The organism is Marinobacter nanhaiticus D15-8W, assembly GCF_036511935.1.
Lineage (GTDB): Bacteria > Pseudomonadota > Gammaproteobacteria > Pseudomonadales > Oleiphilaceae > Marinobacter_A > Marinobacter_A nanhaiticus.
The window spans coordinates 1,068,385-1,094,764 of the sequence record NZ_AP028878.1 but is presented as its reverse complement, the minus strand read 5'-3'; the positions used below and the strand labels follow the sequence as shown (position 1 = coordinate 1,094,764).

25 protein-coding genes are annotated in these 26,380 nt (G+C 58.5%); 5 read left to right on the top strand and 20 right to left on the bottom strand.

The window, feature by feature from the left end; genetic code table 11:
- Positions 1 to 14: 14 nt before the first annotated feature.
- From RE428_RS04990 to murJ, 11 genes are all read right to left on the bottom strand, one after another.
- Positions 15 to 3,569, bottom strand: a complete 3,555-nt coding sequence (locus RE428_RS04990) for a pilus assembly protein (RefSeq protein WP_004580877.1) — start codon at positions 3,567 to 3,569, stop codon at positions 15 to 17.
- A gap of 13 nt (positions 3,570 to 3,582) precedes the next feature.
- Entirely contained in the window at positions 3,583 to 4,197 is a 615-nt protein-coding gene (locus tag RE428_RS04985; RefSeq protein ID WP_004580876.1) for a pilus assembly PilX family protein, read from the bottom strand.
- An 18-nt stretch (positions 4,198 to 4,215) separates the two neighbouring features.
- Entirely contained in the window at positions 4,216 to 5,241 is a 1,026-nt protein-coding gene (locus RE428_RS04980; RefSeq protein WP_081614584.1) for a PilW family protein, read from the bottom strand.
- Positions 5,238 to 5,747, bottom strand: coding sequence for a type IV pilus modification protein PilV (pilV, locus tag RE428_RS04975; protein ID WP_051079780.1), 510 nt, complete (start codon positions 5,745 to 5,747; stop codon positions 5,238 to 5,240). Before pilV ends, RE428_RS04980 begins: the two co-directional genes overlap by 4 nt.
- 52 nt (positions 5,748 to 5,799) lie before the next feature.
- The gene (locus RE428_RS04970) at positions 5,800 to 6,360 is read right to left on the bottom strand and encodes a GspH/FimT family pseudopilin (protein ID WP_004580873.1); all 561 of its coding nucleotides are present in this window, start codon (positions 6,358 to 6,360) and stop codon (positions 5,800 to 5,802) included.
- Between the two features lie 178 nt (positions 6,361 to 6,538).
- The gene (ispH, locus tag RE428_RS04965; RefSeq protein ID WP_004580872.1) at positions 6,539 to 7,489 is read right to left on the bottom strand and encodes a 4-hydroxy-3-methylbut-2-enyl diphosphate reductase; all 951 of its coding nucleotides are present in this window, start codon (positions 7,487 to 7,489) and stop codon (positions 6,539 to 6,541) included.
- A gap of 49 nt (positions 7,490 to 7,538) precedes the next feature.
- Positions 7,539 to 7,991: an FKBP-type peptidyl-prolyl cis-trans isomerase gene (gene fkpB, locus RE428_RS04960; protein WP_004580871.1), complete on the bottom strand. Its 453-nt coding sequence runs from the start codon at positions 7,989 to 7,991 to the stop codon at positions 7,539 to 7,541.
- Between the two features lie 2 nt (positions 7,992 to 7,993).
- On the bottom strand, positions 7,994 to 8,476 hold the full coding sequence (gene lspA, locus RE428_RS04955) for a signal peptidase II (RefSeq protein ID WP_004580870.1): 483 nt from the start codon (positions 8,474 to 8,476) through the stop codon (positions 7,994 to 7,996).
- 38 nt (positions 8,477 to 8,514) lie between these two features.
- Complete coding sequence (ileS, locus tag RE428_RS04950) at positions 8,515 to 11,334, bottom strand: isoleucine--tRNA ligase (protein WP_004580869.1); 2,820 nt, start codon at positions 11,332 to 11,334, stop codon at positions 8,515 to 8,517.
- A gap of 53 nt (positions 11,335 to 11,387) precedes the next feature.
- On the bottom strand, positions 11,388 to 12,338 hold the full coding sequence (ribF, locus tag RE428_RS04945; protein WP_004580868.1) for a bifunctional riboflavin kinase/FAD synthetase: 951 nt from the start codon (positions 12,336 to 12,338) through the stop codon (positions 11,388 to 11,390).
- Positions 12,339 to 12,443: 105 nt separating this feature from the next.
- Positions 12,444 to 14,024: a murein biosynthesis integral membrane protein MurJ gene (gene murJ, locus RE428_RS04940; protein WP_004580867.1), complete on the bottom strand. Its 1,581-nt coding sequence runs from the start codon at positions 14,022 to 14,024 to the stop codon at positions 12,444 to 12,446.
- A gap of 250 nt (positions 14,025 to 14,274) precedes the next feature.
- On the opposite strand from murJ, the gene rpsT reads away from it, so the two are divergent.
- Positions 14,275 to 14,544 (top strand): 30S ribosomal protein S20, encoded by a 270-nt coding sequence (rpsT, locus tag RE428_RS04935; RefSeq protein WP_004580866.1) that lies wholly within the window; start codon positions 14,275 to 14,277, stop codon positions 14,542 to 14,544.
- 70 nt (positions 14,545 to 14,614) lie between these two features.
- On the opposite strand, the gene proB is transcribed toward rpsT, so the two are convergent.
- The 4 genes from proB to rplU all read right to left on the bottom strand — a co-directional run bounded on the left by proB (position 14,615) and on the right by rplU (position 17,807).
- Positions 14,615 to 15,739 carry a glutamate 5-kinase gene (gene proB / locus RE428_RS04930; protein WP_004580865.1) on the bottom strand — a complete coding sequence of 375 codons (1,125 nt, stop codon included), beginning with the start codon at positions 15,737 to 15,739 and terminating at the stop codon, positions 14,615 to 14,617.
- Between the two features lie 88 nt (positions 15,740 to 15,827).
- Positions 15,828 to 17,018, bottom strand: coding sequence for an Obg family GTPase CgtA (gene cgtA / locus RE428_RS04925; protein WP_004580864.1), 1,191 nt, complete (start codon positions 17,016 to 17,018; stop codon positions 15,828 to 15,830).
- Between the two features lie 184 nt (positions 17,019 to 17,202).
- Positions 17,203 to 17,463, bottom strand: coding sequence for a 50S ribosomal protein L27 (gene rpmA / locus RE428_RS04920; RefSeq protein ID WP_004580863.1), 261 nt, complete (start codon positions 17,461 to 17,463; stop codon positions 17,203 to 17,205).
- Positions 17,464 to 17,495: 32 nt separating this feature from the next.
- Positions 17,496 to 17,807, bottom strand: coding sequence for a 50S ribosomal protein L21 (gene rplU / locus RE428_RS04915; RefSeq protein WP_004580862.1), 312 nt, complete (start codon positions 17,805 to 17,807; stop codon positions 17,496 to 17,498).
- A 451-nt stretch (positions 17,808 to 18,258) separates the two neighbouring features.
- On the opposite strand from rplU, the gene ispB reads away from it, so the two are divergent.
- Complete coding sequence (ispB, locus tag RE428_RS04910) at positions 18,259 to 19,227, top strand: octaprenyl diphosphate synthase (RefSeq protein ID WP_004580861.1); 969 nt, start codon at positions 18,259 to 18,261, stop codon at positions 19,225 to 19,227.
- A 2-nt stretch (positions 19,228 to 19,229) separates the two neighbouring features.
- On the opposite strand, the gene RE428_RS04905 is transcribed toward ispB, so the two are convergent.
- Positions 19,230 to 20,228, bottom strand: coding sequence for a glutathione S-transferase family protein (locus RE428_RS04905; protein ID WP_004580860.1), 999 nt, complete (start codon positions 20,226 to 20,228; stop codon positions 19,230 to 19,232).
- A 143-nt stretch (positions 20,229 to 20,371) separates the two neighbouring features.
- Here RE428_RS04905 and RE428_RS04900 point away from each other — a divergent pair, with 143 nt between their 5' ends.
- Both RE428_RS04900 and RE428_RS04895 read left to right on the top strand, forming a co-directional pair.
- On the top strand, positions 20,372 to 21,313 hold the full coding sequence (locus RE428_RS04900) for a LysR family transcriptional regulator (RefSeq protein ID WP_004580859.1): 942 nt from the start codon (positions 20,372 to 20,374) through the stop codon (positions 21,311 to 21,313).
- 211 nt (positions 21,314 to 21,524) lie between these two features.
- A complete protein-coding gene (locus RE428_RS04895; protein WP_004580858.1) occupies positions 21,525 to 23,078 on the top strand; it encodes a WS/DGAT/MGAT family O-acyltransferase in 1,554 nt (517 codons plus the stop codon).
- Positions 23,079 to 23,145: 67 nt separating this feature from the next.
- Here RE428_RS04895 and RE428_RS04890 read toward each other — a convergent pair whose 3' ends face one another.
- Complete coding sequence (locus RE428_RS04890; protein ID WP_081614583.1) at positions 23,146 to 23,886, bottom strand: DUF2057 family protein; 741 nt, start codon at positions 23,884 to 23,886, stop codon at positions 23,146 to 23,148.
- A 270-nt stretch (positions 23,887 to 24,156) separates the two neighbouring features.
- Between RE428_RS04890 and RE428_RS04885 the strand changes: the two genes are divergently transcribed.
- Positions 24,157 to 24,360: a DUF6316 family protein gene (locus RE428_RS04885; RefSeq protein WP_004580856.1), complete on the top strand. Its 204-nt coding sequence runs from the start codon at positions 24,157 to 24,159 to the stop codon at positions 24,358 to 24,360.
- An 80-nt stretch (positions 24,361 to 24,440) separates the two neighbouring features.
- On the opposite strand, the gene thiL is transcribed toward RE428_RS04885, so the two are convergent.
- Genes thiL through ribH form a run of 3 tightly spaced genes read right to left on the bottom strand, consistent with a single transcriptional unit; the run spans position 24,441 to position 26,338 of the window.
- On the bottom strand, positions 24,441 to 25,382 hold the full coding sequence (gene thiL / locus RE428_RS04880) for a thiamine-phosphate kinase (protein ID WP_004580855.1): 942 nt from the start codon (positions 25,380 to 25,382) through the stop codon (positions 24,441 to 24,443).
- 3 nt (positions 25,383 to 25,385) lie between these two features.
- Positions 25,386 to 25,862, bottom strand: coding sequence for a transcription antitermination factor NusB (gene nusB, locus RE428_RS04875; RefSeq protein WP_040883227.1), 477 nt, complete (start codon positions 25,860 to 25,862; stop codon positions 25,386 to 25,388).
- Positions 25,862 to 26,338: a 6,7-dimethyl-8-ribityllumazine synthase gene (gene ribH, locus RE428_RS04870; protein WP_004580853.1), complete on the bottom strand. Its 477-nt coding sequence runs from the start codon at positions 26,336 to 26,338 to the stop codon at positions 25,862 to 25,864. The genes nusB and ribH overlap by 1 nt, the downstream gene beginning before the upstream one ends.
- Positions 26,339 to 26,380 lie beyond the last annotated feature (42 nt).

Below are 26,380 nucleotides of genomic sequence, written 5' to 3'. Positions count from 1 at the left end.
CTTCCTATCCCGCCTTAGTTGAAGATTTCATGCCAATTTAACCGCTGTGCCCCGGTCGCTCCCATGGAGGTTCCGAGCCCCATCCCGGTGGCATTCAGACGGAGACCAAACAGCTTAACCTCCCCGCCTTCACCTATCAGGGCCGATACCGAACCGGCTAAACCAACGTCGTACCGCTGCCCGTTATAGTGGTGGACTTCACCGTCGATCACTCCGGAATCGCTGTTATCGATCTTACCGTCTCCGTTGGAATCCAACACACCTTCACCGGGATTCGCGCCAGAGAACGGATCGACGATCAATGTGGCCCCGCCCGGGAACGTATCACAGGGGCTACTTGATTTCGGGATCAGGGTATTCACGATCAGCCGGCCGGCGATGAGCTGGGTCTGGTAGACAATCCGCTCACCTTCTCTGCCCTTTACAGGCGACTCGAGATCCATGTACCAGCCGACATTATTATCACTGGTCAAATCCGAAAAATCGCCGGTACTTGTTGCCCTGTAACCGTCCGCATTTTCAGCCAGGATTTCGCGCTCCTGCAGGTTGTTACGTGAATGCGAAGCCGTCACCTCAGCCAGGCCCGATGCGCCCTTTAACGCGCGCAAGCCATACCAGGTCTGGATTTGCGGATTCGACGAGGTAATGTCAGCGCCCGTCAGGAAGCGCCCGGTTCCAAAAAAGACCCAGACAGCACCGGTCTTTTCGTTCTGGGTCGCGAGCATATCGGCGGTGATAGGCTGGCGGTTCCCCGCATCGTCCTTGGCAACATAGATCGGATCACTGACACTCCCGCCGGTAGCACTGAGTTCAATACGCCATACATTGCCCTGGAGGTCTCCGGCAAACGCGTATTCGCTCAAACCATCGCTGTCGTCGGCCTGAATGACGTAGGGTGCCGCAAGGCCATTGTCGCTCATGGTACCCGTGGGATAGACCACCAGTTCGCCGGTTGCCAGATCAAACTGCAGCAAAGCTGCTTGATTCTTTTCGCTGTTGGGACCATTACCCAGATGGGCAACCCATTGGCCCTCGTCCCCGCTGCTCCCCTTGATCAGCGAGATCGTTGCCCGTCCAAGCGCCATACCGATCCAGTCGTCGTTGGATTTACCATCCCCCGCTGAGCGCTCCCAGAGAATCGCATCTTCGGCTTTGTCCGGGTCGGCCAAGTCAGCCGGATTGGTAATGTCGAGGGCATAAACGGTCCGGGACGTGCCCCGCCCCGTCGTACCGACCAGAATGGTTTTCCATTCACCGTCGATAAACACATTCTGCGTCGTCAATCGGCCATCATTGTAATACTGATGCGGCACCGGTTGCGTACCGTCGACCGGGTCGTAAACCCCGTACTCCGGATTGGCCAGCCGCGCGAGCGAAGCATCGCCCGTCCCACCGACCACAGCACCCGGAATAAAGGCAAAGACTTCGTTACCATCCTCAGCATTGAAGGCATGCAACATGCCATCATTGGCCGCGACATAGACGATCGACGTCCGTGTGGCATTGTCGGCTACGAAGTCGTCGTAGGTATTTTCGCCGCTCAGGCCGTCAAAATAGTTTTCGTTGAGAACGTGCTTATACAGATCCGCCTTCGGCGCACCGATAACCACCGGCGTGGAATTCACAATATCGCCCAGCAGGGAATCCCGCTCGCGCAGTACATCGCTTAGCGGTGTCAGCGCTAATTTCTCATAACGCTGGTCACCGCGCAGATAGTTAACAAGGTGCTTACCCCACGCCTCGCCTTTTTGTTCTGAGAGGTAAAGGTTGTTCCCAAGGGTTTCCCAATAGTCGCTGAGCTCTCCTTCCTTGAACTCGACCGCCATCCCGCTCTTATCCGTGGTCCAGATATTGCGGTCCGCGGCTGCGGGCAACTGGGCCGAGGCCGACCAAGGGTCTACTGTAAACTCTTTTGTCGTATCATTATAAGCTACAGACTTAAGATCGCCCGTCCAAGACCCCGTCATATAGCTAGCGGTATACTGTCTGGTAGCTGACGTCAGTGTCTCGCCGCCGCTAAAGGAAGGCGTACTGCCGGCCCCTGGCGCGGCGGCAATATCCGCCAGGGCATCACGAAGCCCCTGGGCAAACTGGCTGGGGTCTCTCGCTGAGAAAAAGTTACCGTGCCCATTGATTGCGGCGTGAAGCATATCGCTGACGTTCTCAGATTTGCCCGAACCACCACCGCTGCCCGGCGTGGGCCAGCCACCCCAACCAGTCACTTTAGCGTCATCACCAAGGCGCGCCCAATTGAATAGCTCTGTTTGCGTCGCCCCAAGCCCATCTACGGTCAAGCCAAGGCCGACGGTAAAGGTGGTCATGTGCTGCCAGGTTGCAGGATCGTTCTCTGTTGCGGGGACATTGTTCTGCTGCCCTTCGCTGGCACCATCCCGCAGGTCCGTCTTCCAGTAATAATTCGCCACGTCTGCCAGGGTTGCAGAGTCGCCGTCAGCAGCACCGCCGATAAAGGGCGGAACCGCCTTGTAATTATCCGTCGACGTGTTATCCGATTTTTTCAGGAAGTTCGAAGGATTGTTGCCGCTCCAGTAACCGTCAGAAACCAGAATGGTATAGGATGGTCGGCAGGAGTACTCGACCTCACGCCCTTGATCATCAGTATCGAGCCAAGGCTGTTGTGTCTGGTAATACCTTCCGGCAGTTTCCAATGCTCTACGTAGTGGCGTACCACCATTCGTGCCCACGCCATTAAGCCACTCCCAAAAAAGCTTTTTCTGGGTACCGTTGCTGCCGTTACCGAACGGCTCAACCTGCTTGATTTTCATATAGCTGGTTGAAAACTGACCCGAGCCAAGTTTGTCGTTATTGCTACCGTTGATCGAACCGAACCCAAAACGGTAGTTTGGATTCAGTTCGGAGAACGCACTCATAATGCCGCTTTTGGCGGACAGATAACGTGCCCGATAGTAGCTATAGAAATTGGCGACGTTCTGGCCGTAGGTGGTCGTTGTACCGCCAACCACCAGTGAGTCACTGGCGTAATGGCAGTTTGATAAATAGCTACAATTCCCTCCATCTTCAATGACATGATGCCTCTCATTGCCGTCGAAATAAACGAAGGCTCGCATCCACCCATTATACCAACTATCCGAATAGTCTGATTCCGACAGGATGTTGTCTGTCCTGGTACCGTTGAACGGGTCCTCATAACCGTCGGGAAATGATGGAGTGGGATACAATGTCCCGTCAGCCTTAGGCGGAATGGTATAAAGCGTCTGCGGATTGTAATACTGGCGATTTTTATTGGATTTGCGGAAGTCGTCGCCGTTTTTTGGCGCAGTATCGGGAAGATAGTCATACCCCATTGAGCCAGAATCATCGTGCAACAAGACAATGTTCGGGGGCAGCGGGTCGCTCACAATCAATGGGCTCTGGTCAACATCCACATCGTCTACAGCCGCCTGTACGCTTAATACCGGCAGCAAGGCAAACAACGTCAGTATGACGAGGCACCAATTAGCCGACATTGACCACCACCCGGTGCTTGCAGGAGCAAAAAACCCGTTGTCTTCCGAGATCGGGTCGTTCAGTTTTGCGTTGGAGTACTTCATGGTCGGATATCTCCTACATCCGGTAGGTCGCTTGAAGAAGAACCTGCGCACGGTCAGCGTTTACCGACGCAGTGGGATCAAGCGCTCGCGCGGTAATGCGGTAACACGTGCCCTGATTGTTGAGCTGACTGCCTCCCGGGCCCCCTTCGTTCTGGTCGGTCGTTCCGGTAAATCCGCCGCCGGCACCAGTTGACGAACAATCCCCCAGCAACTGCACGACGTATTGCGGCGGATTGCTGCTATCGATTGCGGTGAATTCACTCGCGGAGGTTCCAGACGTAACGGACTTCCAGCGAGCGTTGGCTATCTGGCCACTGGGGTTAGAGGCGCAGCTCTTGTTGCTGCAATCCAGATCACTGGCATTCGCAGCGATTTCGTTATCCCAAGTCGATGGGTTACTGGTGAAGTCTTGTGCCGCCAGCATCAGGGCTGCCTCAGCTGCCTGGAAGCCCGTTTCACGGTCATAGGCACCACCCGCCATGCGCTCCTGCAGGATCGTGCCCCGCATGCCCGCCAGACCAACCAGCGTTACGACAACCAGCAAGATCAGGGAGACAAACAGGGCCATGCCACGCTGTCGGGCCGGGCAGCCCATCGCTACGGTTTGTTTTTTTCGATTGCGTTTCATAGTTCGCCGCTCTACCTGTCAGTTATCCAGCCGGTTGCGCAGGGCCACGGTGGAAGTGAATGCCCGCTCGAGAGGCTGGTTGTCAGTTCCCGCCCCCATAGCACTGGCCGGCTGAACTCCACCACTGCGTACGGTCAACTCGAGCCTGACCGCGTCGACAGTCTCCCAGTTACCAACGCTGCCAGCGGCAACATACGAATTGCCGCCCTGCTCGTGGTAGGTCACCTCCATTGCCCAAACGCCCCGCACCATCTCAGCCGTTCCTGACGTTGCTTCCTGACCGCGACCATATCGATACAGCGAGCGGCCACCGGCGTCATTTTCGCCGATATACCAGACGTAGTTGGTGGGTATCGCCAGGTAGGACGAAGGGCTGAACGTGGTGCAGGTGGACCCGGGCGACTGCGGTACGGGATGATTCAGGCACTCTGTCTGGTTGCCGGGCGAGCCATCATCCTTGTTATGGGTCACGGTCTTGTTTGACGCATTATCACTGGTCACCTGGAACAGGGTGGCCTTTTCGATATCACAGATCATGACGATATCGCCCTTACCGATCGCCGTCGTTGCGCTCTTCAGATTGACACTCAGCCGCTGCCCGTTTGTCGATTCAAGCTCCAGCCCTGCGCCCCGGGCACCCGCCAGGCGAAGGGCGTCCCCAGCGCCCGCCACCGGCGCACCCACACCGCTGGCCGGCAGATTCGGCGCCGTTGTCGCGTTCTCCCATCCCTCTATGCCTCCGCTGCTGTATAGCATCGAATCTCCGCCCGGCTTCAGTACGCTTGCGACGCTGGCCGTGCCACACGGATTGGCCCCAGCGGAGCGAATATCCCTGGCCAGGAATTCGAAAGACGTACGGGCACTTTCCTGCACTTCACCAAGGGCTACATTGGTGCGATAGGCATTCTGGTTCGCAATGAACACACTTCCGACACCGGCGACGATCAGCAACCCGAGGACCATTGCGATCATCAGTTCGATCAGAGTAAAACCGCTATCCGTTCGTCTTGAGGCCGGAATTTTACGTTGACTGTTAAACATCATAATTTCGCCCGCGTAATCATGGTCTGACTTGCGCTACCACCGGTGGCCCGTTCGTCGTTGAAGGTGATGGTAATGGTGTAATTACCGCCACCGTCCGCGCTGATTTCACCTTTGGTACCTGGCCCCATCAAACTGCCGAGATCGTCACACCACTGATTCTGGTTCGCCCGCGCAAGGGCGCCGCCCGACCCCAACCCGGAACAATCCCCCGGAGCGTCCCATGCCGCGGGCACCGACACGTTGAAATCATCATAATCACCCGCTTGAACGCCGGTCTGATCGACTCGCATGGCATCCAGAATGGAGTAGCTGGCGATCGTGCCAATACTGCGCACCATGGCGCTGTTGTTGTTGCTCAGCGCCTTAGACTGCAAAGCCGCCATACCGAGAAAACCGACTGAGAGCACCAGAACGGCGATCAGCACTTCGATCAAGCCCACACCGGATTGGCGATAGCTAACCCCGCCTCCACGTCGCCGCCCAAGAAAGCTGGTCGTTAGATGCATAAATCACCCTTTACACTTCGCGCACAGTTCAAAATTTGCCCCACAACATCTCTCACGGGCAGCTCGCCCGGGTTTCTGTAACGACCTGCACCCTGGTGCCGGCAATCAGCTCAACACGGCGAGCGTTGTCAACGGTGAGAGCGGTACTACAAAGCACGACAACCGGCGGACCACCACCGGCCGTACTGTATGGCGTCGTCATGTTATCTCCCCGATATCCGACACCATCGCCCCTGAACCGAACGGCGGTTGATGCCGCGATCACTAAAGGCTGGGTGACCGAATCAGTAAGCGCCGCATGAAGCGCTTCCGCGGCGCCGCCATTTCGAGGTAGATAACGCACTTCACCGGCCTTGGATGCGCTACAGTCGGAACCGGCCCCGCTTGTCGGCACGTCGTCTTCTCCACAAAATGCCACGTGCTGATTGAGCTTGACGGCTTCTGCACGCGCTGTATTCAGCGCCCCGACCCAACTGTTAGTGACCGTGACAAGCTCGTTACGCGCCATTAAATCCCGGAAACTCGGCAGTGCGACCGTTACCAGAATCGCAGCCACCGCAAAGGTAATCATCAGCTCGACGAGGGTAAAACCGCGACTGATCCGGATACGCATAAAACAGACCTCCTTTAACTTGAGCTTGAGGTTATGAAATGCCGCGGGAAATAGGTACTCACAAACGACGAACGGAAAAAAGCCAGGAATGAGCGGTATCCAGGCCAAAAAAAAGCGTGATCAAGATCACGCTTTTTCGCTTGGCTATCTCGTTACTGTTCGCGGAGACTGCTCGCCGTCATACATTCACCACGTCAATCCGCAACTCCCGCGGCATAGAAAAGACAATGTTCTCCTCACGACCCGCGATTTCCTCAGGCGCATCGCACCCGAGTTCACGTAGCCGTGCGATCACATCGTGTACCAACACTTCCGGGGCGGAGGCGCCGGCGGTGACACCAACGGATTTGCGATTTTCCAGCCATGTGGATTCGATTTGACTGGCGTCGTCGATCAGGTAGGCGGGGGTGCCCATGCGCTCGGCGAGTTCGCGTAGGCGGTTGGAGTTGGAGCTGTTGGGGGAACCGACGACGAGCATGAGGTCGCAGTCGCCGGCGAGCTGTTTGACCGCGTCCTGGCGGTTCTGGGTGGCATAGCAGATGTCGTCTTTACGCGGCCCTTTTATCTCGGGGAATTTCTCGCGCAGCGCGTCGATGACGCGGGCGGTGTCATCCATCGACAGCGTGGTCTGGGTAACATACGCCAGGCGTGACGGGTCCTTGACTTCCAGGCGCTGGACATCGGACTCGTCCTCGACCAGGTAGATATCACCGCCGTTGCTACGGTCATACTGTCCCATGGTCCCTTCTACCTCGGGATGCCCCTCATGCCCAATGAGGATGCACTCGTGCCCGTCGCGGCTGTAGCGCATGACTTCCATGTGCACCTTGGTAACCAGCGGACAGGTCGCGTCGAAGACCTTGAGCCCACGGCGGTCGGCTTCGTTCTTCACAGCCTGGGATACGCCATGGGCGCTGAAGATCACCAAGTGGTCGTCCGGCACTTCGTCCAGCTCGTCGACAAAGATCGCACCGCGATCACGCAGATTGCTGACCACGAACTTGTTGTGCACGACTTCGTGGCGCACGTAGATCGGCGCTCCGAAGACATCCAGCGCCCGGTTGACGATCTCGATCGCGCGGTCGACGCCGGCACAAAAGCCGCGGGGATTGGCCAGTCGAATCTGCATTGCTTGTCCTGCTGTTCCGGAAGGGCGAGGCTTAGAGAAGCGCCCTGAGTCAGTGTGCTGTCTGCGCGGGCTCCACGCTGACGATTTCCACTTCAAAGGTCAGTGTACGCCCTGAAAGCGGGTGATTGAAATCCACCTCGACCTGATCGCCTTCGACGCGGTGAACCACACCGGGCAATTCGCCCTGACGAGCGTCGGCAAACGAAATGACCGCACCCTGTTCGAGCACCATATCCGGCCCGAACTCCGAACGTTTGAACGTCTGGATGTTCGACGGATTATGCTGACCGAACCCTTTCTCCGGCGGCACGTCAAACGCTTTGCGCTCGCCGGCGGTCAGCCCGAACAAATAGGACTCGAAGTTTTCAGGCAGGTTACCGTCACCAATTTCAAGGGTGGCCGGCGCCTTGCCGAAGGTCGAGTCGATCTCGCTGCCATCTTCCAGTTTGAGAGCAAAATGCAGCGTCACGCGGGTCCCTGTATCGATTGGAAGCGCGCTCATAATCAATCTCTCTGCTCCTGCGGCTTACGGAAAAGATCCACTATCATCATGATGGCACCGACTGTGATAGCCGTATCAGCAAGATTAAAGGCTGGAAAGTGATACTGGTTCCAGTAGAAGTGGATGAAATCCACCACATAACCATGAATCACCCGATCGTATACGTTGCCGATGGCGCCGCCGAGGATAAGCGCGATCGCACAAGCCATCCATCGCTCGTTTGATTTAAGGGTAACCAGCCACCGCACCAATACCACGGACACCACAGCCGCCAAGCCGATAAAGAACCACCGTTGCCAACCGGCCTCTCCGGCCAGGAAACTAAACGCGGCGCCGGTATTGTGGAGCAGCGTCAAGTTGAAAAACGGCAGCACAGGCACCGGCTCGCCGTAGCTGAGCATGCTCGACGCCAGTGCCTTGGTGCCAAGGTCCAGCGCAATGACCACGGCCGCCAACCAAAGCCAGTTCAGTGGCGAGCGGGCCATCTCGGCATCTTCTTTAGCACTTCCTGTCCCAGCCATCGTCAAGCGTAAGTCCTCGCCTCGCCCTGCCCTTCGATATTGTCGATGCAACGACCGCAAAGCTTGGGATGCTCGGGGTGCTCGCCAACATCTGCACGGTGATGCCAGCACCGGTCACACTTGGCGTTCTCTGTTGGCTTGACACTGACACGGAGTCCCTCAAGGTTAGTGACCTCCGCGTTGGACGCCTCGGCGACAGGCGCAACCGTTGCCTCGGAGGTGATCAGTACGAAACGCAGTTCGTCACCCAGGGCCTCGAGATCCGCTTTCAGGTCGCCCTCGCAATAGAGCGTGACCTCGGCGCTCAGTGACCCCTTGATTTCGCCGCGGTTACGGGCATCTTCCAGGCACTTGTTAACGGCTTCCTTCACTTCCTGGATACGCTCCCAATAGTCGCGCCCCATGTCCGTGTCGGCTGGCAGAGCGGTGAGCCCCGCGTACCAGTCTTCCAGGAAAACGCTCTCGCCGTGCTCACCCGGCAGGTGCTGCCAGATCTCATCGGCGGTGAAACTGAGGATCGGAGCTATCCAGCGCACCAGCGCTTCTGCCACGTGGTAGAGCGCGGTCTGGCAGGACCGACGTGCAAGGCTGTCGGCCTGGGTGGTGTACTGACGGTCCTTGATGATATCCAGGTAGAAGCCGCCCAGGGTCGCTTCACAGAAGTTGTAGATCTTCTGGTAGACCTTGAGGAATGCGTAGTTGCTGAAGTCCTCGTTCAGCTCCTGCTGCATGGTCAATGCACGATCAACCATCCAGCGGTCCAGTGCCAGCATCTCTTCCGGAGCCACGGCGTGCGGGGCCGGGTCGAAACCATTGAGGTTGCTGAGCAGGAACCGCGCGGTGTTACGGATACGCCGATAACCGTCTGCGGTCTGCTTCAGGATGTCCTTGGACACCGTCATTTCGCCGCTGTAGTCGGTCGCCGCAACCCAAAGCCGCAGGATATCGGCGCCAAGCTCGTTCATGACCTCCTGGGGCGCGATAACGTTGCCCAGGGATTTAGACATCTTGCGCCCCTTGCCATCGACGGTAAAACCGTGAGTCAGCACCTGTTTGTAGGGCGCAACGCCGTTGATGGCAATCGAGGTCTTCAGGGAGGACTGGAACCAACCGCGATGCTGGTCGGAACCTTCCAGGTACATATCGGCGGGGAACTGCCCCAGATCTTCCCGCTTCTGTAGCACAGACGCATGAGTTACGCCGGAGTCGAACCAGACGTCCAGCGTATCCGTCACCTTCTCGTAGGTTTCAGCATCGGCACCCAACATCGCCGAAGCATCCAGTTCGTACCAGGCGTCGATACCACCCTCTTCCACCTGTTTGGCGACAGCCTCGATCAGCTCGGGGGTATTGGGGTGCAGTTCTTGGGTTTCCTTATGGATAAACAATGCGATCGGCACGCCCCAGGTACGCTGACGCGAGATACACCAGTCCGGAGATTGTTCGACCATCGCTTCGATACGATTCTGTCCCCAGGCCGGAACCCACCGCACACCCTTGATGGCCTCTAGCGCATCCGCCTTGAGCCCTTTTACGTCCATACTGATGAACCACTGCGGTGTTGCGCGGTAAATCAGGGGGGTCTTGGTCCGCCAGCAGTGCGGGTAGCTGTGCTGGAATTTTTCCTTGCGTACCAGCTTACCGGCGCGCTCGAGCGCGTCGCTGATCGGGTCATCCACCTTGTAGACATGCATACCGGCAAACTCGCCGGCCGCTGACGTATAGGTGCCGTCCGCCTGCACCATATTCAGCGTGTCAATGCCGTATTCCTTGCCAACGGTAAAGTCTTCGATACCGTGGTCCGGGGCCGTGTGCACTGCCCCTGTACCGGCGTCGGTTGTGACGTGATCGCCCAGGATGACCGGGACCTGCTTGTCGTAGAGCGGATGCTGCAGCTTCTGATGCTCAAGGGCCTTACCGCCGCAAGTTCCGAGAATCTGATAATTTTCGACCGACCAACGCCCCATGATGTCTTCAATCATGGCCGAGGCCAGAACCATGCGCTCGGGACCATTACCGGCGTCCAACTGGACCAGCGAATAATCCAGCTCGGCATTCAGCGAAACCGCCTGGTTGGCCGGGATCGTCCAGGGAGTGGTGGTCCATATCACGACAGAGATCGGACCTTCGCCGCCCGGCTCACCAAACAGCGCGAGCACACCAGACGGGTCTACCGCGGTAAAACGCACATCGATCTGGGTCGAAGTCTTGTCCTGGTATTCGACTTCCGCTTCGGCCAGCGCCGATTGACCGACCACGCTCCAATAGACCGGCTTATAGCCACGTACCAAGTGGCCATTTTCGACGATACGGCCGAGCGCACGGATGATATCCGCTTCGACCTTGGGATCCATGGTTAGATACGGCTTGTCCCACGAACCGAATACACCCAGCCGGATAAAGTCAGTCTTCTGACCTTCGATTTGTTTGGCCGCATAGTCACGACAGGCCTGACGGAAGGTCTTGTAGTCGACCTTGACGCCCGCCTTGCCGATTTCCTGCTCCACCTTGTGCTCGATCGGCAGACCATGACAATCCCAGCCCGGCACGTAGGGGGCGTCGTAGCCCATCAGACTGCGGGACTTCACGATCATGTCCTTGAGAATCTTGTTGACCGCATGGCCGATGTGGATGTTGCCGTTCGCGTACGGAGGGCCATCATGCAAAATAAAGCGATCACGACCGACACGGGCCTTGCGCAGCTTGCCGTAAATGTCTGCGTCCTGCCATTGTTGGAGCATTTCGGGCTCGCGCTTAGCGAGGTTACCGCGCATCGGAAACCCGGTTTCCGGCAGGTTCAGGGTATGCTTGTAATCGCTCATAATGCTCTGTCGGTCAATGGTGAATCTTGGAGTGGAATACGTCCGTCAGGAGGTCAGTGCGCCGCCAGCCAGTCCCGGGCATCCCGGAGGTCCTGTTTGATCTGGCCTTTCAGCGCCTCGACGGAGTCGAACTTGATCTCGTCCCGCAACGGATGGCGGAATTCCACCCGCAGCCGCTGGCCGTACAGTGTGCCAGCAAAGTCAAAAAGGTGCACTTCCAACGACGGCTGACGGCCGTCAACCGTGGGCCTCACACCGATATTGGCGACACCCTCATGGACGCGTCCGTCCTGCAATGTCGCCCGGACCACAAAAACGCCTCGCAACGCGGGCCTTTGCTTCAGCACGATATTCGCAGTTGGTGCATCCAGATCCCGTCCGAGCTGGCGCCCGTATACGATGCGCCCCTCGATAGCGTAAGGCGCGCCGAGCAGTTGCTCTGCCTCGTTCAAGTCGTTCCGCTGCAGGCACTGGCGTACGCGTGTGCTGCTTACGCGCTCATCGCCGACCTCGACGGTGACGGTGCGTTCAACGCCGAAACCCGCGTCCGCGCCGACTTTCTGCAATAGAGCAAAGTCCCCCGCCCGGTCACAGCCGAAGCGGAAATCATCGCCGATGACCAGGTGCTGGACCGCCAAGCCTTCAATCAGGACGTCTTCGATGAAGCCCATGGCGGAATAGCTGCGGAAGCGCTCATCAAAATGCACGCACAGCACGATGTCCACATCCTGATCCTTCAAGGCCTGCAGCTTCTGACGAAAGCCTGTGAGGCGCGGCGGCGCCTCGCCACCCTGGAAGAACTCCCGTGGCTGCGGCTCGAAGATCATAACAAGGCTGGGCAAACCCGCGGCTTCAGCACGGTCGTGCACCTGCTGGATAATGGTCTGGTGACCGATGTGCACACCGTCAAAATTACCAATGGTGGCGACGCACCCGTCCTTCAATGGCGAATCGGGTCGGCCGCTCAATGCTTCCAGGTTTGCGAGGCCTCGAATAAGCCGCATGCACTACATACCTTCGCGGGTGATTAGGGAGACTTTAGGAAACGCGCAATTATAAACGATCTGGACCCACGGTATAAGATGCGGTTCCCCGCGATATCATGCTGCTTACCGCAAACGGAAATGCCTGATGCGAACACCGGCCAGGGCCAGCACGATGAAGTAGACCAGCACCCCGGCCCCAACGAGAATCGCCATTTCTTTCGCCCGTTGCAGGCCGGACATGCCGAGCCAGGCCTCGACCGGCGCGTTCAGCAAGAAGATAACGGCACCAAGCGCCGCGTTCGCCAATCCCAGTTGAACCAGAAAACGTATCCACCGCGGCTGCAACTTCCAAGCGCCCTCTCGCTTCAGTCCGCGCCAGAGGAGCGTTGCGTTGAGCCATGCAGACAGCGAAGTAGCAAGCGCCAACCCGGCATGAGCCAGCGGAAAGACCAATGCGAGGTTAAAGACCATGTTGGCGACCATGGCAATGACCCCGATCTTGACAGGTGTGCGCGTATCCTGGCGCGCAAAAAATCCGGGTGCGAGCACCTTGATCAGCATGAAGGCCAGCAAACCGACCGAGTAGGCTCGCAGACTCTGCGCCGCCATGGCGACATCCCGATCTGTCACCTCTCCATAGTGGAAGAGCGTCGCAATCAACGGCTCTGCAAGCAACACCAGCGCCACTGCCGCCGGCACACCGATGAGCAGCACGGCGCGGATAGCCCAGTCCACCGTTGCCGCAAAATGCTCAGGCCGTTCAGCGGCATGCTTTCGCGAGAGATTGGGCAGGATCACCGTCCCTATCGCGACCCCAAAAACTCCCAACGGCAGCTCGGAGAGGCGATCCGAGTAGTAGAGCCAGGAAACGCTACCGGTTTGCAGGAACGACGCCAGCACCGTGTCCAGCAGCAGATTTATCTGGCTTACGGAAACGCCAAAGATGGCAGGCGCCATTAGCTTGAGGACGCGGCTCACGCCCTCATGCCGGTAGTCGACACGCGGCCGCGGCATCAACCCCAGTCGCATCAGGAAAGGCAACTGGAAGAACAGCTGGATGGCACCGGCAATGAACACCCCCCAAGCCAGCGCCATGACCGGCGTCTGCATAAGAGGCGAGAGGAAGATAGCCGCTCCGATCATCGCCAGATTGAGCAGCACCGGCGTGAAGGCGGGCACCGCAAACCGATCGTAGCTATTGAGGATTGCGCCAGCGAAGGCCGTGAGCGAGATCAGTAGTAGATACGGAAAGGTAATCCGCAGCATATCGCTGGCGAGGGCAAACTTTTCCGGATCCTCCGTAAAGCCGGGAGCAAACACGGCAGTCAATACCGGCGCGCCGATGACCGCAATGAGCGTCACTCCCAGCAGCACCAATCCGAGCGTGCCGGCTACCGCATTGACCAATTGATGAACTTCCGACAGAGAACGATTCTGGCGATAGGACGAGAGTACAGGCACGAACGCCTGAGAGAAGGCACCCTCGGCAAACAGACGTCGGAGGAAATTGGGAATCTTGAAGGCGACAAAAAATGCATCCGCCGCTGTCCCGGCGCCGAAATAGCGGGCAATGACCATATCCCGCACCAGACCCAGCACCCGCGACAACATGGTCATCGACCCGACGACACTAGAGGAGCGTAACAGGCCAGGCGCTTTCGAGGTCGGCTCAGGCGTTTCAGGCGAGGCGGGATCGGACGCCATCAAACATCATCCTTGTTGTGGATAAACGGTATGGCAACAATAAAGGAAACCGCGACAGCGGGCCGCCAGCGTTTGCCGCTCGGGAGTCTACCATAAGGCAAGGAACCCGCATCACAGCCGTTTTTAACTTGACAGAACAGGCCTTGGCCGGCATCATTCCGCGTCATTTATTTTGAGGCGCTGATTGTATGCGCGCCCGCCTTTTATTCAGAAACGCCATTTTCTAGAAACGAATTTCAGGAGTTACACGGTGGCCAACTCTCCCCAAGCCCGTAAGCGCGCTCGTCAGAACGAGAAGAACCGCAAGCACAACGCCAGCCTGCGTTCCATGTCGCGCACCTACGTAAAGAAAGTCGAAAGCAAGATCAACGCCGGCAACTACGAAGAAGCCCAAGCCGCCTTCAAGACCGCCCAGCCGATCCTGGACAGCATGGTCAACAAAGGCATCTACCCCAAGAACAAGGTGGCGCGCCTCAAGAGCCGCATGACCACCAAGATCAAGGGTCTGAAAAGCGCCTGATCGACACTTAGATGTAAAAAACCGGCCAATTGGCCGGTTTTTTGTTTTCGATACCCTTGCAGCGACCAAGTCAGACGATTACCAGATTGTCCCGGTGAATCATCTCCTCATCGGAAACGTAGCCCAGCACTTCAGCAATACGATCACTGGAGCGCCCCGCAATAGCTCGCGCCTCATCCGCATCGTAGTTCACCAGACCGCGCGCGACCTCCCTACCGAACTCATCCGCACAGGACACCATCTCCCCCCTGCGGAACTGACCGGTCACGGACCGAACGCCAACCGGCAGCAGGCTGCGCCCGCCCTGACAGAGCACGCGAACAGCACCATCATCCAACACCAATTGGCCGCGAGTCTTCAGGTGGCTGGCCAGCCACTGCTTGCGGGCCGCGATACGCCCCTGCTCGGGCAGCAACAATGTGCCCAACGACTCACCTGCCCGCAACCGGGTGATCACCTGTTCGAGCCGACCACCCACAATCACCGTAAACGCACCCGAGCGTGCCGCCAGTCGCGCCGCACGCACCTTGGTTTGCATACCGCCGCGCCCAAGCATGCCGGCACCGCCGGCAGCCATGGCATCAAGCCCCGCATCACTGGCCAAACGCTCGTCGACCAGGGTCGCATCAGCATGCTTTCGCGGGTCCCGATCAAACAGGCCATCCTGATCGGTGAGGATGACGAGACCATCCGCCTCAACCAGGTTAGCCACCAGCGCACCCAGGGTATCGTTGTCACCAAAGCGAATTTCGTCAGTGACGACAGTGTCGTTTTCGTTGACGATCGGAATAACGCCCAGGTCGAGAAGCGTTCTCAGCGTGCTGCGCGCATTTAGATAACGCTTGCGGTCCGAAAGATCATCGTGGGTTAGCAGGATTTGAGCCGAATGAAGCCCATGACGCTTGAACTGGGCCTCCCAAGTCTGAACGAGCCCCATCTGCCCCACGGCCGCCGCAGCCTGAAGCTCATGCAAATGCTGCGGCCGCTCACGCCAACCAAGCCGACTCATCCCTTCCGCGACCGAACCGGACGATACCAGCACTACCTCGATATCGTCGCGAATCAGCGCCGTCAACTGGTCGACCCAGCCAGCCAGTGCCGTCACATCCAGCCCCCGGCCATCGTCGGTCAACAACGCGCTGCCGATTTTTACCACCAGTCGCCGAGCCCGCTGCACCCGCCCACGTTCAGCCATGATCCCTGATCACCTCGAAAATCCGTGATTACCCCGAAATCGCCGAGCACACCTGTGCCCAGAGGAAAAATACTCCAGCAACGAGTCGCTATTCGGGTGCGTAGACCACCTCGACGTCGTCGTCATCGTCGTCATCAAAATCGTCGTTGTTGAGTCGGGCCGCCCGGCGGGCCTCCTTGATCGCTTCGATCTGCGACCGCGCCTCGTCATCCATACGACGGCGAAGGACCGCTTCCTGCTCAGCCACCTCGGGATTTTCCGCCTCGTCCTCCGCACGCCGCTCGATCCAGCGCATAATCGCCTGACAGAGCGGCTTGGTGCCATCGCCGCTCAGCGCGGAAATGCGGTAAACCGGACCTTCCCAGCCCAACTCATCGACAATGGCCTGACAAACGGATTCCCGCTCGTCTTCGGGTAGCACATCCACTTTATTGAACACCAGCCAACGCTCGCGGCCGGCAAGAGTTTCACTGAACTTCTGCAACTCACCCACTATGGCGCGCACACTGTCCACGGGATTCGTACCGTCATAGGGCGCAACATCCACCAGATGGAGCAACAAACGGGTACGCACCAGATGCTTGAGGAAGCGGATGCCCAATCCGGCACCTTCCGCCGCACCTTCGATCAGCCCGGGAATATCGGCAACCACAAAGCTCTGGTGCGCCTGGACACTGACCACACCCAGGTTCGGCACCAGTGTGGTGAACGGATAGTTCGCCACCTTCGGTCGCGCGGCCGACACCGCGCGAATGAAGGTGGATTTACCCGCATTGGGCAGCCCCAACAAACCGACGTCAGCCAATACCTTGAGCTCCAGGCGAAGATTTCGCACTTCGCCAGGGGTGCCCTTGGTGGTTTGCCGGGGCGCACGGTTAATCGACGACTTGAAGCGCGTATTGCCCAGACCATGAAAACCGCCCTGGGCGACCTTGAGCTGCTCGCCCGGGCGCGTCAGGTCACCCAGCACCTCATGGGTATCCATGTCGACGACAGTGGTGCCCACAGGAACCTGAAGCACCAGATCCTCTCCCTTACTGCCGGAGCAATTGCGCCCAGCACCGCCCTCGCCGGACTGAGCCTTATAGGAACGCTGGAAGCGGTAATCCACCAACGTATTCAGCGCAGAATCCGCTTCGAGATACACCGATCCGCCATCACCGCCATCACCACCGTCCGGGCCGCCTTTGGGGACATATTTTTCGCGACGGAAACTCAGGCAACCATGGCCACCATTGCCAGCCTGGACCCGAATTGTCGATTCATCTACGAATTTCATGGTTTGCCTGCCCCGGATTGGCCATCCAACCCAATTGAGAAGAATGCCATTATAAGAAAAATGGTGGGCCAGGGCGCCAGAGGAACTTCTGACTAACGCCCTATACCCCCTTAGACGAAAAAGCCCCGCAGGCTCGATGGGAGGCTGCGGGGCTTTCGGTACAGCTATGTAAGCGGTCAGCCCCTTACTGGGCCGGAACAATGCTCACAGTCTTGCGGCTTTCAGGACCTTTGGCCTCGAACTTCACGACACCATCCGCCTTGGCGAACAGCGTGTGGTCACGACCCAGGCCAACATTGCTGCCAGCATGGAAACGAGTGCCGCGCTGACGCACGATGATGCTGCCGGCGCTGACCACCTGGCCGCCAAAACGCTTGACCCCAAGTCGTTTCGACTCGGAATCGCGACCGTTACGGGTACTACCTGCTGCCTTTTTATGAGCCATGACTAGCCTCCTCTAATGGGGTTTCCCGGACCTTAGCCCTTGATACCCGTGATCTTGACTTCAGTAAACCACTGGCGGTGGCCCTGACGCTTCATGTGGTGCTTACGACGACGGAACTTGATGATCTGCACCTTGTCGCCACGGCCGTGACGTACGACTTCTGCTGTCACAGAGGCACCGCTCACAACCGGCTCGCCGACCTTGACGTTGTCGCCATCGGCAACCAGCAGTACGCGGTCGAACTCAACCGTGCCGCCGGTTTCGGCTTCAATCTTTTCCAGCTTGAGGACTTCGCCCTCGGCTACGCGGTGCTGCTTACCACCGCTGACAATCACTGCGTACATGTTCTACTCCGCTGCGTTCAACTGGCCCGCCACACCGTGCGAGGCCACGTATGACCCATCCCTGCTCTTTAATCCACCTGGTTCTAAGGGAAGCGCTCTGGCAACCCTATAGCAGGGAGCGCAGGTTGGGATGAGTGCAGGACCCGCCGACCAAACGTCGAACCGGCAAATCCCAGGGCGCGCAATTGTACGAAAACCACCCGCTCTTTACAAGCGACGCCCTGATTTACTCCAGAATCGCCTCTTTGACTTGGAGGGAGATGTAGAAGCCGACAGAAAATTAGGGCGCCTTAGCCCCAAAAGGCCTTAATTTCAGATACCTCGACATATAACATAAGGCCATGACAGCGCGGACGATCTATTGCTGCCCCGACGGGCCTATCAAGTTGACAGGCCTGGGAGCAGTACCTAGCATTGCCGCGTCCCACCCGATAACAACCGGATCATCCGCATGACCGCGCAGCGTATCTATGAAACCGTGGCGGACGACTTCGCCCGCGTCAACGATTTGATTACCCGTCGTCTATCATCCGATGTTCCGCTGGTCGAAAAGATCGCCCAGTACATCGTGGAAAGCGGCGGCAAGCGCCTGCGCCCATTGCTGGTGCTGCTTACAGCCCGAGCACTGGGCTACGAACGCGACGACCACCTCAAGCTGGCCGCTGTTATCGAGTTCCTGCATACCGCCACCCTGCTCCACGACGATGTCGTGGACACCTCGGACCTTCGGCGCGGAAAAGCCACGGCCAACGCCCGCTGGGGCAACGCACCCAGCGTTCTGGTCGGTGATTTCCTCTATTCCCGGGCCTTCCAGATGATGGTGGAACTGGGCAGCATGCCGATCATGGACGTACTCTCGAACGCGACCGCCGTCATCGCCGAGGGCGAGGTGCTACAGCTCATGAACACGCGCAACCCGGACATCTCGGAAAGTCACTACATGACGGTTATCCACAACAAGACCGCGATGTTGTTCGAGGCCGCCTCCCACTCCGGCGCTTTGTTGGCCGGGGCCAATGGGGAGATCGAGACCAGCTTGCAGAAGTACGGCAAGCATCTCGGCATGGCCTTCCAGCTCGTGGATGACGTACTGGACTATCGCGGTGACGCCGAAACCATGGGCAAGAACGTGGGTGACGATCTGGCGGAGGGCAAACCTACCCTGCCGCTGATCTATGCCATGGCCAACGCCAACGAAACCGATAGCCAACTCCTCCGCTCGGCCATTCGCAAGGGGGGGCTCGATCAACTGGAGCGCATTCTGGATATCGTGGAAAGCTCGGGCGCACTCGACTACACCGTTTCCAGGGCGAAGGCCGAGGCGGAAAAGGCCCGCGAGTGCGTAACCGCCCTACCCTCATCGGGCCATCGCGATGCACTGATACTACTCACGGAAGTTGCCGTCGCACGCACGGCCTAGCGCTATGCGACGTCAGGCCCCAATGACTCACGCCCATGGGATGCCACGAAGTCCAGTTGAGGACCGACGGGCACAATCTGGGTCGGATTGACGGTCCGCTGACTGACGTAGTAGTGCTGCTTGATCTGCTCAATATCCACAGTCTTCGCCACGCCCTGTACCTGATAAAGGTCGCGCAGATAGCCTGACAGGTTGCCAAAGCTCGCCAACTGCTGCCGATTGCACTTGAAGTGACCGTAGTACACGGCATCGAAACGTACCAGCGTGGTGAACAGTCGCCAATCCGCCTCGGTGGGCGTATTGCCGACCAGATAACGCTGATCAGCCAGACGCGAGTCGAGCCAGTCGAGAGAGTCGAATAGTTCGTTGTAAGCCTTTTCGTAGGCATCCTGGGCCGTCGCAAACCCTGCCTTGTACACGCCGTTATTGACCGTGTCGTACACCCGCTCGTTAACAGCCTCAATCTCGTCGCGCAACGCCTGCGGGTAGAAATCAATGCCCCCTCGAACACCTTCGAGGTGGTCGAATGCGCTATTGAACATACGAATGATCTCGGCAGATTCGTTACTGACGATGTCGCCGGTTTTGCGATCGAAAAGTACAGGAACAGTTACCCGCCCGGTGTAGTCCGGCGCCACCTGGGTATAGACCTCATGCAGGAACCGCTTGCCGTTGACATGGTCACGATGCGCAGGGTCGTCCCGACGGAATTCCCAGCCATTTTCCAGCATGTGCGGATGCACTACCGAAACCGAGGTATGCGGCTCCAGGCCTTTTAGCGCCCTGAAGACCAACGTGCGATGCGCCCAGGGGCAGGCCATGGAAACATAGAGGTGATACCGGTCCGACTCACCGGCAAAGCCCCCCTTTCCAGAGGGGCCAGGAGAGCCGTCGGCCGTGACCCAATTCCTGAAGCGGGCCTTTTCGCGCTCGAATTTTCCGCCGGTCTTTGCGGTGTCGTACCACTTGTCCTGCCATTTACCGTCAACCAACAATCCCATGGTGGTCTCCTCTAGGTGTAGATCACTTCAGCAAGAGAACATCGGCTCATACTCAAACCGACTGGTGTATGCCTTGAGACTACGATTACACTGAAAGCCACACAAACGATGATTTCTGGCCGATTCATTCAGAATGTCTGAACATGCATAACGCGATAACCATCGATGCCCTGAAAGTCCTTGATGCCATTGACCGGAGAGGGAGCTTTGCTGGCGCCGCTGCCGAGCTTTTCCGGGTTCCGTCAGCCATCAGCTACACCGTGCAGAAACTTGAGGACGATCTGGGCATCGATATTTTTGACCGCTCTGGCCACCGCGCCAAACTGACCCCGGCCGGCCTCTACCTGCTCAACGAAGGCCGGGCGCTGCTCGACGCGACCGATGCGCTGGCCCACGCAACCAAGCAGGTCGCCCAGGGCTGGGAGACGAGGATCAAGATTGCGGTCAACAGCCTGCTGCCAATGGACGCGCTTTTTGCGGTGGTCCGTGAATTCCAGGCACTGGATGTCCCGGTCGAAATCCAGTTGGTGGAGGAAGTCTTCGCCGGTGCCTGGGACGCGCTCCAATGTCGCCGGGTCGATCTGGTCTTTGGCGCCGATTCCGTCAGCCGCCCGGCGGGCCCTTTCGTTACCCGCATTCTGGGACAGGTGCCGTTCGTCTACGCGGTGGCGCCGGATCATCCGCTTACGCAGGAGGCCGGCCCTATCCAGGAGGAGGTGCTGGCGCAGTATCCGGCTATCGTCGCGGCTGACAGTTCGCGCCATCTGCAACCGGCTACTGCGGGCATCTTCAATCGACAGCGGACCATTACCGTGACGAACCTGGATCAGAAGATCAGCGCGCAGGTTGCAGGGCTCGGTGTTGGCTGGCTGCCGGAGCCTCGCGTTCGCGAGCTACTGGCGGCAGGCAAGCTGGTGGAGCTTGAAGTGGAGGCCGTACGTCAACCGGTCATACTCCACCTGGTCAGACATCAGGAAAGCCAGGGTAACGACCAGGTGTGTCAGGGGAACGCGCTAAGGTGGTTTTGGGATAAGCTCTCCGAGCCGAACCAGTTCAGCCGCTGGATTGACCCGCACACCAATTGAAAGGCGTTGTAGCGGACAAAGTCTTGCCAAAAAAGCCCGTTATGACACTCGACGCCCTGGCGCGGGGGGCGCAATAATGGCGACCCGTTACCAAGCCAATGTCGAGGGAGACGCCGGTTGTTCCCAAGCGCCCGAGAGCGTGTCGTATTGAGCGCCGTAGGGCGCAGGGTTAACCGGGATCGCCCCAGGCCGACAACGCAGGGAGTGTTACATGCGGCAGCTGTCCGAACTGGATGCCTCGTTTCTCTATCTGGAATCCGACACCGCGCCTATGCACATCGGCGGTATCTACATATTCGACGGCCAGGACCGCCAGGCGCCCCTCTCGTTCAGCACCTTCGTGGCCTACTTGCGGAGTCGCCTGCATGTAGTGCCTTTCTTCCGCGAGAAGCTACAGCAGGTACCGTTCCGCCTAGGCCATCCCTACTGGGTCGACGACGCCGACTTCAGCATCGAGCGCCACTTGGCCTATGTTAAAATGGGCGCCCGTAATGATCAGGACAGCCTCCTCGCCCTGGCTTCCCGCATACTGCAGGAACCGTTGAAACGGGACCGCCCCCTCTGGCACATCACCTTCGTCGACGGCCTGAACACGCATACTGGGGAACGGACAGCCGACTCGCCGCCACCCGACGAGGGGGCTGGGTTTGCACTCATCGTACGCCTGCACCACGCGGCGATTGACGCCTTCAGCGGCGAGGAAATCATGGGCAAGCTGTTGGAATACAGCCCCCACCCGGATTCAATCAAGCCGCCCCAGCCCTGGCGTCCGCGCCCAGCCCCAACGGACCAGAGGGCTCTCATGCATGTCGGTGCCAACCTGCTACGCAAGCCGTTTCGCATCGCCTCCCTGGCTTCAACCGCCGTCCAGGCGACTACCCGCGGCATGATCCAGAAGCAGTTACGCAGACTACCCTTACCGCTGCCGCTCTTCTCAGCACCCAACAGCCCCTTCAACCGACAGATCACCAGCAATCGCCGGGTGCTCGGAAAGAGCCTGCCTTTATCCCGCCTCAAATCCATCAAGGCTTCTATCGGCGATGTCACGCTGAACGACGTGGTTCTGGGACTCTGCGCGGAGATCCTGCGACGTTACATGGAGGAGCACAATATCAGCCTGGACCGCTCGCTGGTTGCCATGACGCCCGTCTCGGTACGCTCAAAGAGTCTGCGACGGCCCACTGGCAACCAGATGTCCGCCATGCTCCTGGACCTGGCCACCAACGAACGCTGTCCAGCGACCCGAATTCGCCGCATCCACTGGAACGCCGTGGCCTCCGAACCGTACCAGGAGGCCATAGCGGCAGATCGACTGACTGAGCTGGTGCCCTCCACCATGCTTGCCCTGTCTGCACGACTCTACACTGAGTTGCAACTTGCACAGCGCTACCAGCCGGTATTCAACGTTCCGATTACCAATGTGCCCGGACCGCAGGTGCCCTTGTATTTGCAGGGCGCGAAGCTGACTCACCAGTACAATACGGCACCGTTGTTCGACAGTATGGGGCTGGTCGTGGTGGCGGTCAGCTACGAAGGCCGACTGACGCTGAACTTCACTCTGTGTCCGGACGTGGTGCCGGACGGTCAACGACTGATAGAGCTGGTGGAGCCCAGTCTGGAAAGTATCGAGGAAGCGGCTAACGAGCTACCGGCGGAAATGCCTGAAGAGCTGGAGCCCAATAAACATGGCTCGACGCTACTGGACGACACGCTGAACATGATCGAAGGTGCCATCCGGAAGTCAGTCGGACGTCTACGGCGCTGATATCCAGCTCGGATCGGAAAGGCGGGATTCGGGAAAACGGCGGCTGGCTGTCTTCCCGAAGCACGTATTACTGGAATGCCCAGCGCAGGAAATCTTTCTTCTCTTCAGTACTGGCGCGCTCCCAAAGCAGTTTCAGGCCTTCCAGCGTGGGCAGGCCATTGGCAGCAGGCGACACCGTGGCGGCACCCGACGGCGCGTTAGCTCCATTGGCTGCAGAAGCCCCCGCTGGCTGCGTTTGGACAGGGGCCGGCGCAACCTGCTGACCAGAGGCATTCAACGTAGGCAGCTGTGGTTTGGGCGCCACGTAGTCGGTCGATTGGGCAACCTGGCGGCTATTCCCGTTAACGATGGTCGCCTGGAAATTCTCCGCGAGACGCTCCGCCTCCCGCTGCGTCTGCGGCTCCGGCACCACGAACGAGTAGGTTTCGCCGGCCTGCGCATTGATCACCACCTGCTGCGGATCGGTTTCAATGGCAGTCACTTTGGACTCGCCGTCTTCCACTACCGTCTTCTTGGCCCAGATCGTCTTGTAGGTGAACACCACGGTATTCTGGCCAGGCAGGAGCTCGTAGTTCAGCTCGATGTCGTCCATCAGGAAGTTATCCATATCCCGACCGTTGACGGACAATACCTTGACCGAGCCGGGCTTTTCCAGGATCGCGATCTGGTTCCGTTCAGCCGAGGGGCCCTCCCAGGTCTGAACGCTCTTGAATGTCGTGCCGCAGCCTGCCATTACAAGAGCGACAGACAACGCAAAGAACAGCTTCAGGTGGCTTGCGAGCCCCTGCCTGTTAAGACCTGATGACATGAAAACCTCGCGACGATAATTCTGTGAGCAGAAGGTGAGCCGCGGCAGCACCGCGACCGAATCGGCATTTTGACGATTGCCTGAGGTAAGCGCAAGATAAGCGCGAAAGCCTGCGGCTAATCGCCTCTCTGACAATTCATCCAGTGTCACATTACAAACGTAACTTTGTATTGAATTTCGCCAGACATGATTTAAATTGGGGCTATCGGCATCCAGAAACGTGACAGATCACTGAGAAACCAAAACGTTACAGAGGACGGGAGCAGGATAATGGATACCAGGAACAGGCATGGAGAGCAGGGGACAGTCCCTTTCCGCAGCAGCCGTTTCTTCTGTGTCGGTAGCAAGTGGTACTTCACCACGCGTGAGGGCTTCGACAGCGGACCCTTCGCGTCGAGGGACCGCGCAGAAATTGGGCTGCGGCGCTTCTTGCACGTGGTCGAGCTACTGCCAGACGACGTTGCGCTACATTAATAGCCTTTGGATGATGGCACGAACACGCAGCTCGTCACTCTTGCTCTCATAGCAATTTCGTCCGCGTGGACATCATTGAGTTAGCGAAAGTGATCGTAGCCGCCCTCTCCGCATTCCAGCCCTGACGCGTTTTGTAGCTGAAGCCCCGGCGTTTCCACAATTTCGCCAATTACCGTGAGCGTTTCTTCGCGGCTTTGCTGGACTTCCAACCACTGCGACTTCGGCACCGTAAAGCAGAGTTCATAGTCGTCGCCACCGTTTAGCGCCTGCCTCGTCGCATTACTCCCTGCAACCTCTGCCAGCGCGGCGGAAAGCGGAAGCAACGCAAGATCGAGCCGCGCACCCACGCCTGATGCTTCCAGAATATGCCCCAGATCGGCTGCCAGCCCATCGGAGATATCGATCGCTGCGCTGGCCCGGCCACGTAGATATTGACCTAACTGCAACCTGGGCTGGGGCCGATGATAACGATCGAGTAACACATTCGTCTTCTGGCCGGCTTCAACGTCAAGCCAGTTCAACGCTTCAGCAGCGTCGCCCAGACTGCCCGACACGACAACGTTATCCCCCGGCTTCGCACCACCGCGCATCAGCGCCTGCCCGACCGGCACCGTACCGTGGACCTGAATCGTAACTGCAAGTGGGCCACGGGTCGTATCGCCACCGGCGAGAGCAATGCCAAAAGCACGACTGGTGTGCGCTAACGTGCGTCCAAAGCGCTCCAGCCAGGGGCGATCTGCGCGAGGTAGTGTCAACGCAAGGGTATAGCAAACCGGATCGGCGCCCATGGCAGCAAGATCGCTGACAGCGACCGCGAGGGCACGCGTTGCCAAGTATTCGGGATTATAGTCTCGGGGAAAGTGAACACCCTCGACCAGGGTGTCCACGGAAAAGACGAGTTCGTGACCTTCCGGTATGCGCTGTATGGCGCAGTCGTCACCGATACCCAGGATCAGGCCCGGCGTCCGGCTCAAGCGGGCGACAGGCTCAAACACCTGCCTGATAAGTTCGAACTCGCCCATGCTTCAGCGGGGGCGGGTTTCCGCCAGGCGCAGCCGGCGGCTGAGCTTGTCCAGGATACTGTTGACGAACTTGTGACCTTCCGTGCCGCCGAAGCGCTTGGCCAGCTCGATACCCTCGTTGATAACAACGCGATACGGCACGTCGATGCGGTGCTTGAGTTCATAGGTCCCCAGGCGAACGATGGCCAGCTCGATGGGGTCCACTTCACCCAGCGGGCGATCGAGAAAAGGCTCGAAAGTCTTGTCCAGATCCGCCTGTTCACGATGAACACCACGCAAGAGGTCGCGGAAATAGGCTGAGTCGATCTTGGACATATCGTTGTCCACCATGAACTCCGCCTCGATATCGCTGACCGGGCTCTTGGAGTAATGGCGGTGGTAAAGCGCCTGCATCGCCAGGATGCGTGCCCGACGGCGCTCACCCGCCTTTGGTGCACCGCTTCCCGGCGCTTCTGGCGAGGTCGTTTCCTGATCGCTCATCATTCACCTATCTTCTTGAACAGACTGACCATTTCCAGCGCGGTCACGGCAGCCTCGGCGCCTTTGTTGCCAGCCTTGGTACCGGAACGCTCGATCGCCTGCTCGATGGAATCGACAGTCAACACACCGAATGCGACCGGGACATCAGTCTCCAGGCTCACGGCGCCAATCCCGCTGGAGGCTTCGCCAGCGACGTAGTCGAAGTGAGGCGTGCCGCCACGAATCACCGCACCCAGGGCGATAATAGCGTCGTAGTCGCCGGTCTGAGCGACGCGCTTGACGGCCAGCGGCATTTCATAGGCGCCAGGCACCCGAACCACGGTGATGTCACTCTCGGCGATACCGTGACGGCGCAGCGTATCGATCGCACCCTCCACCAGGCTTTCCACCACGAAGGCGTTGAAACGGCCAATCACCAGGGCATAGCGCCCGCTGCAGTTGGTGAAATCACCTTCCAGCGTCTTGATTCCAGACATGTAAGACTCCTGTTTCCGGCTCAGATCAGGGTAACGCCGGCT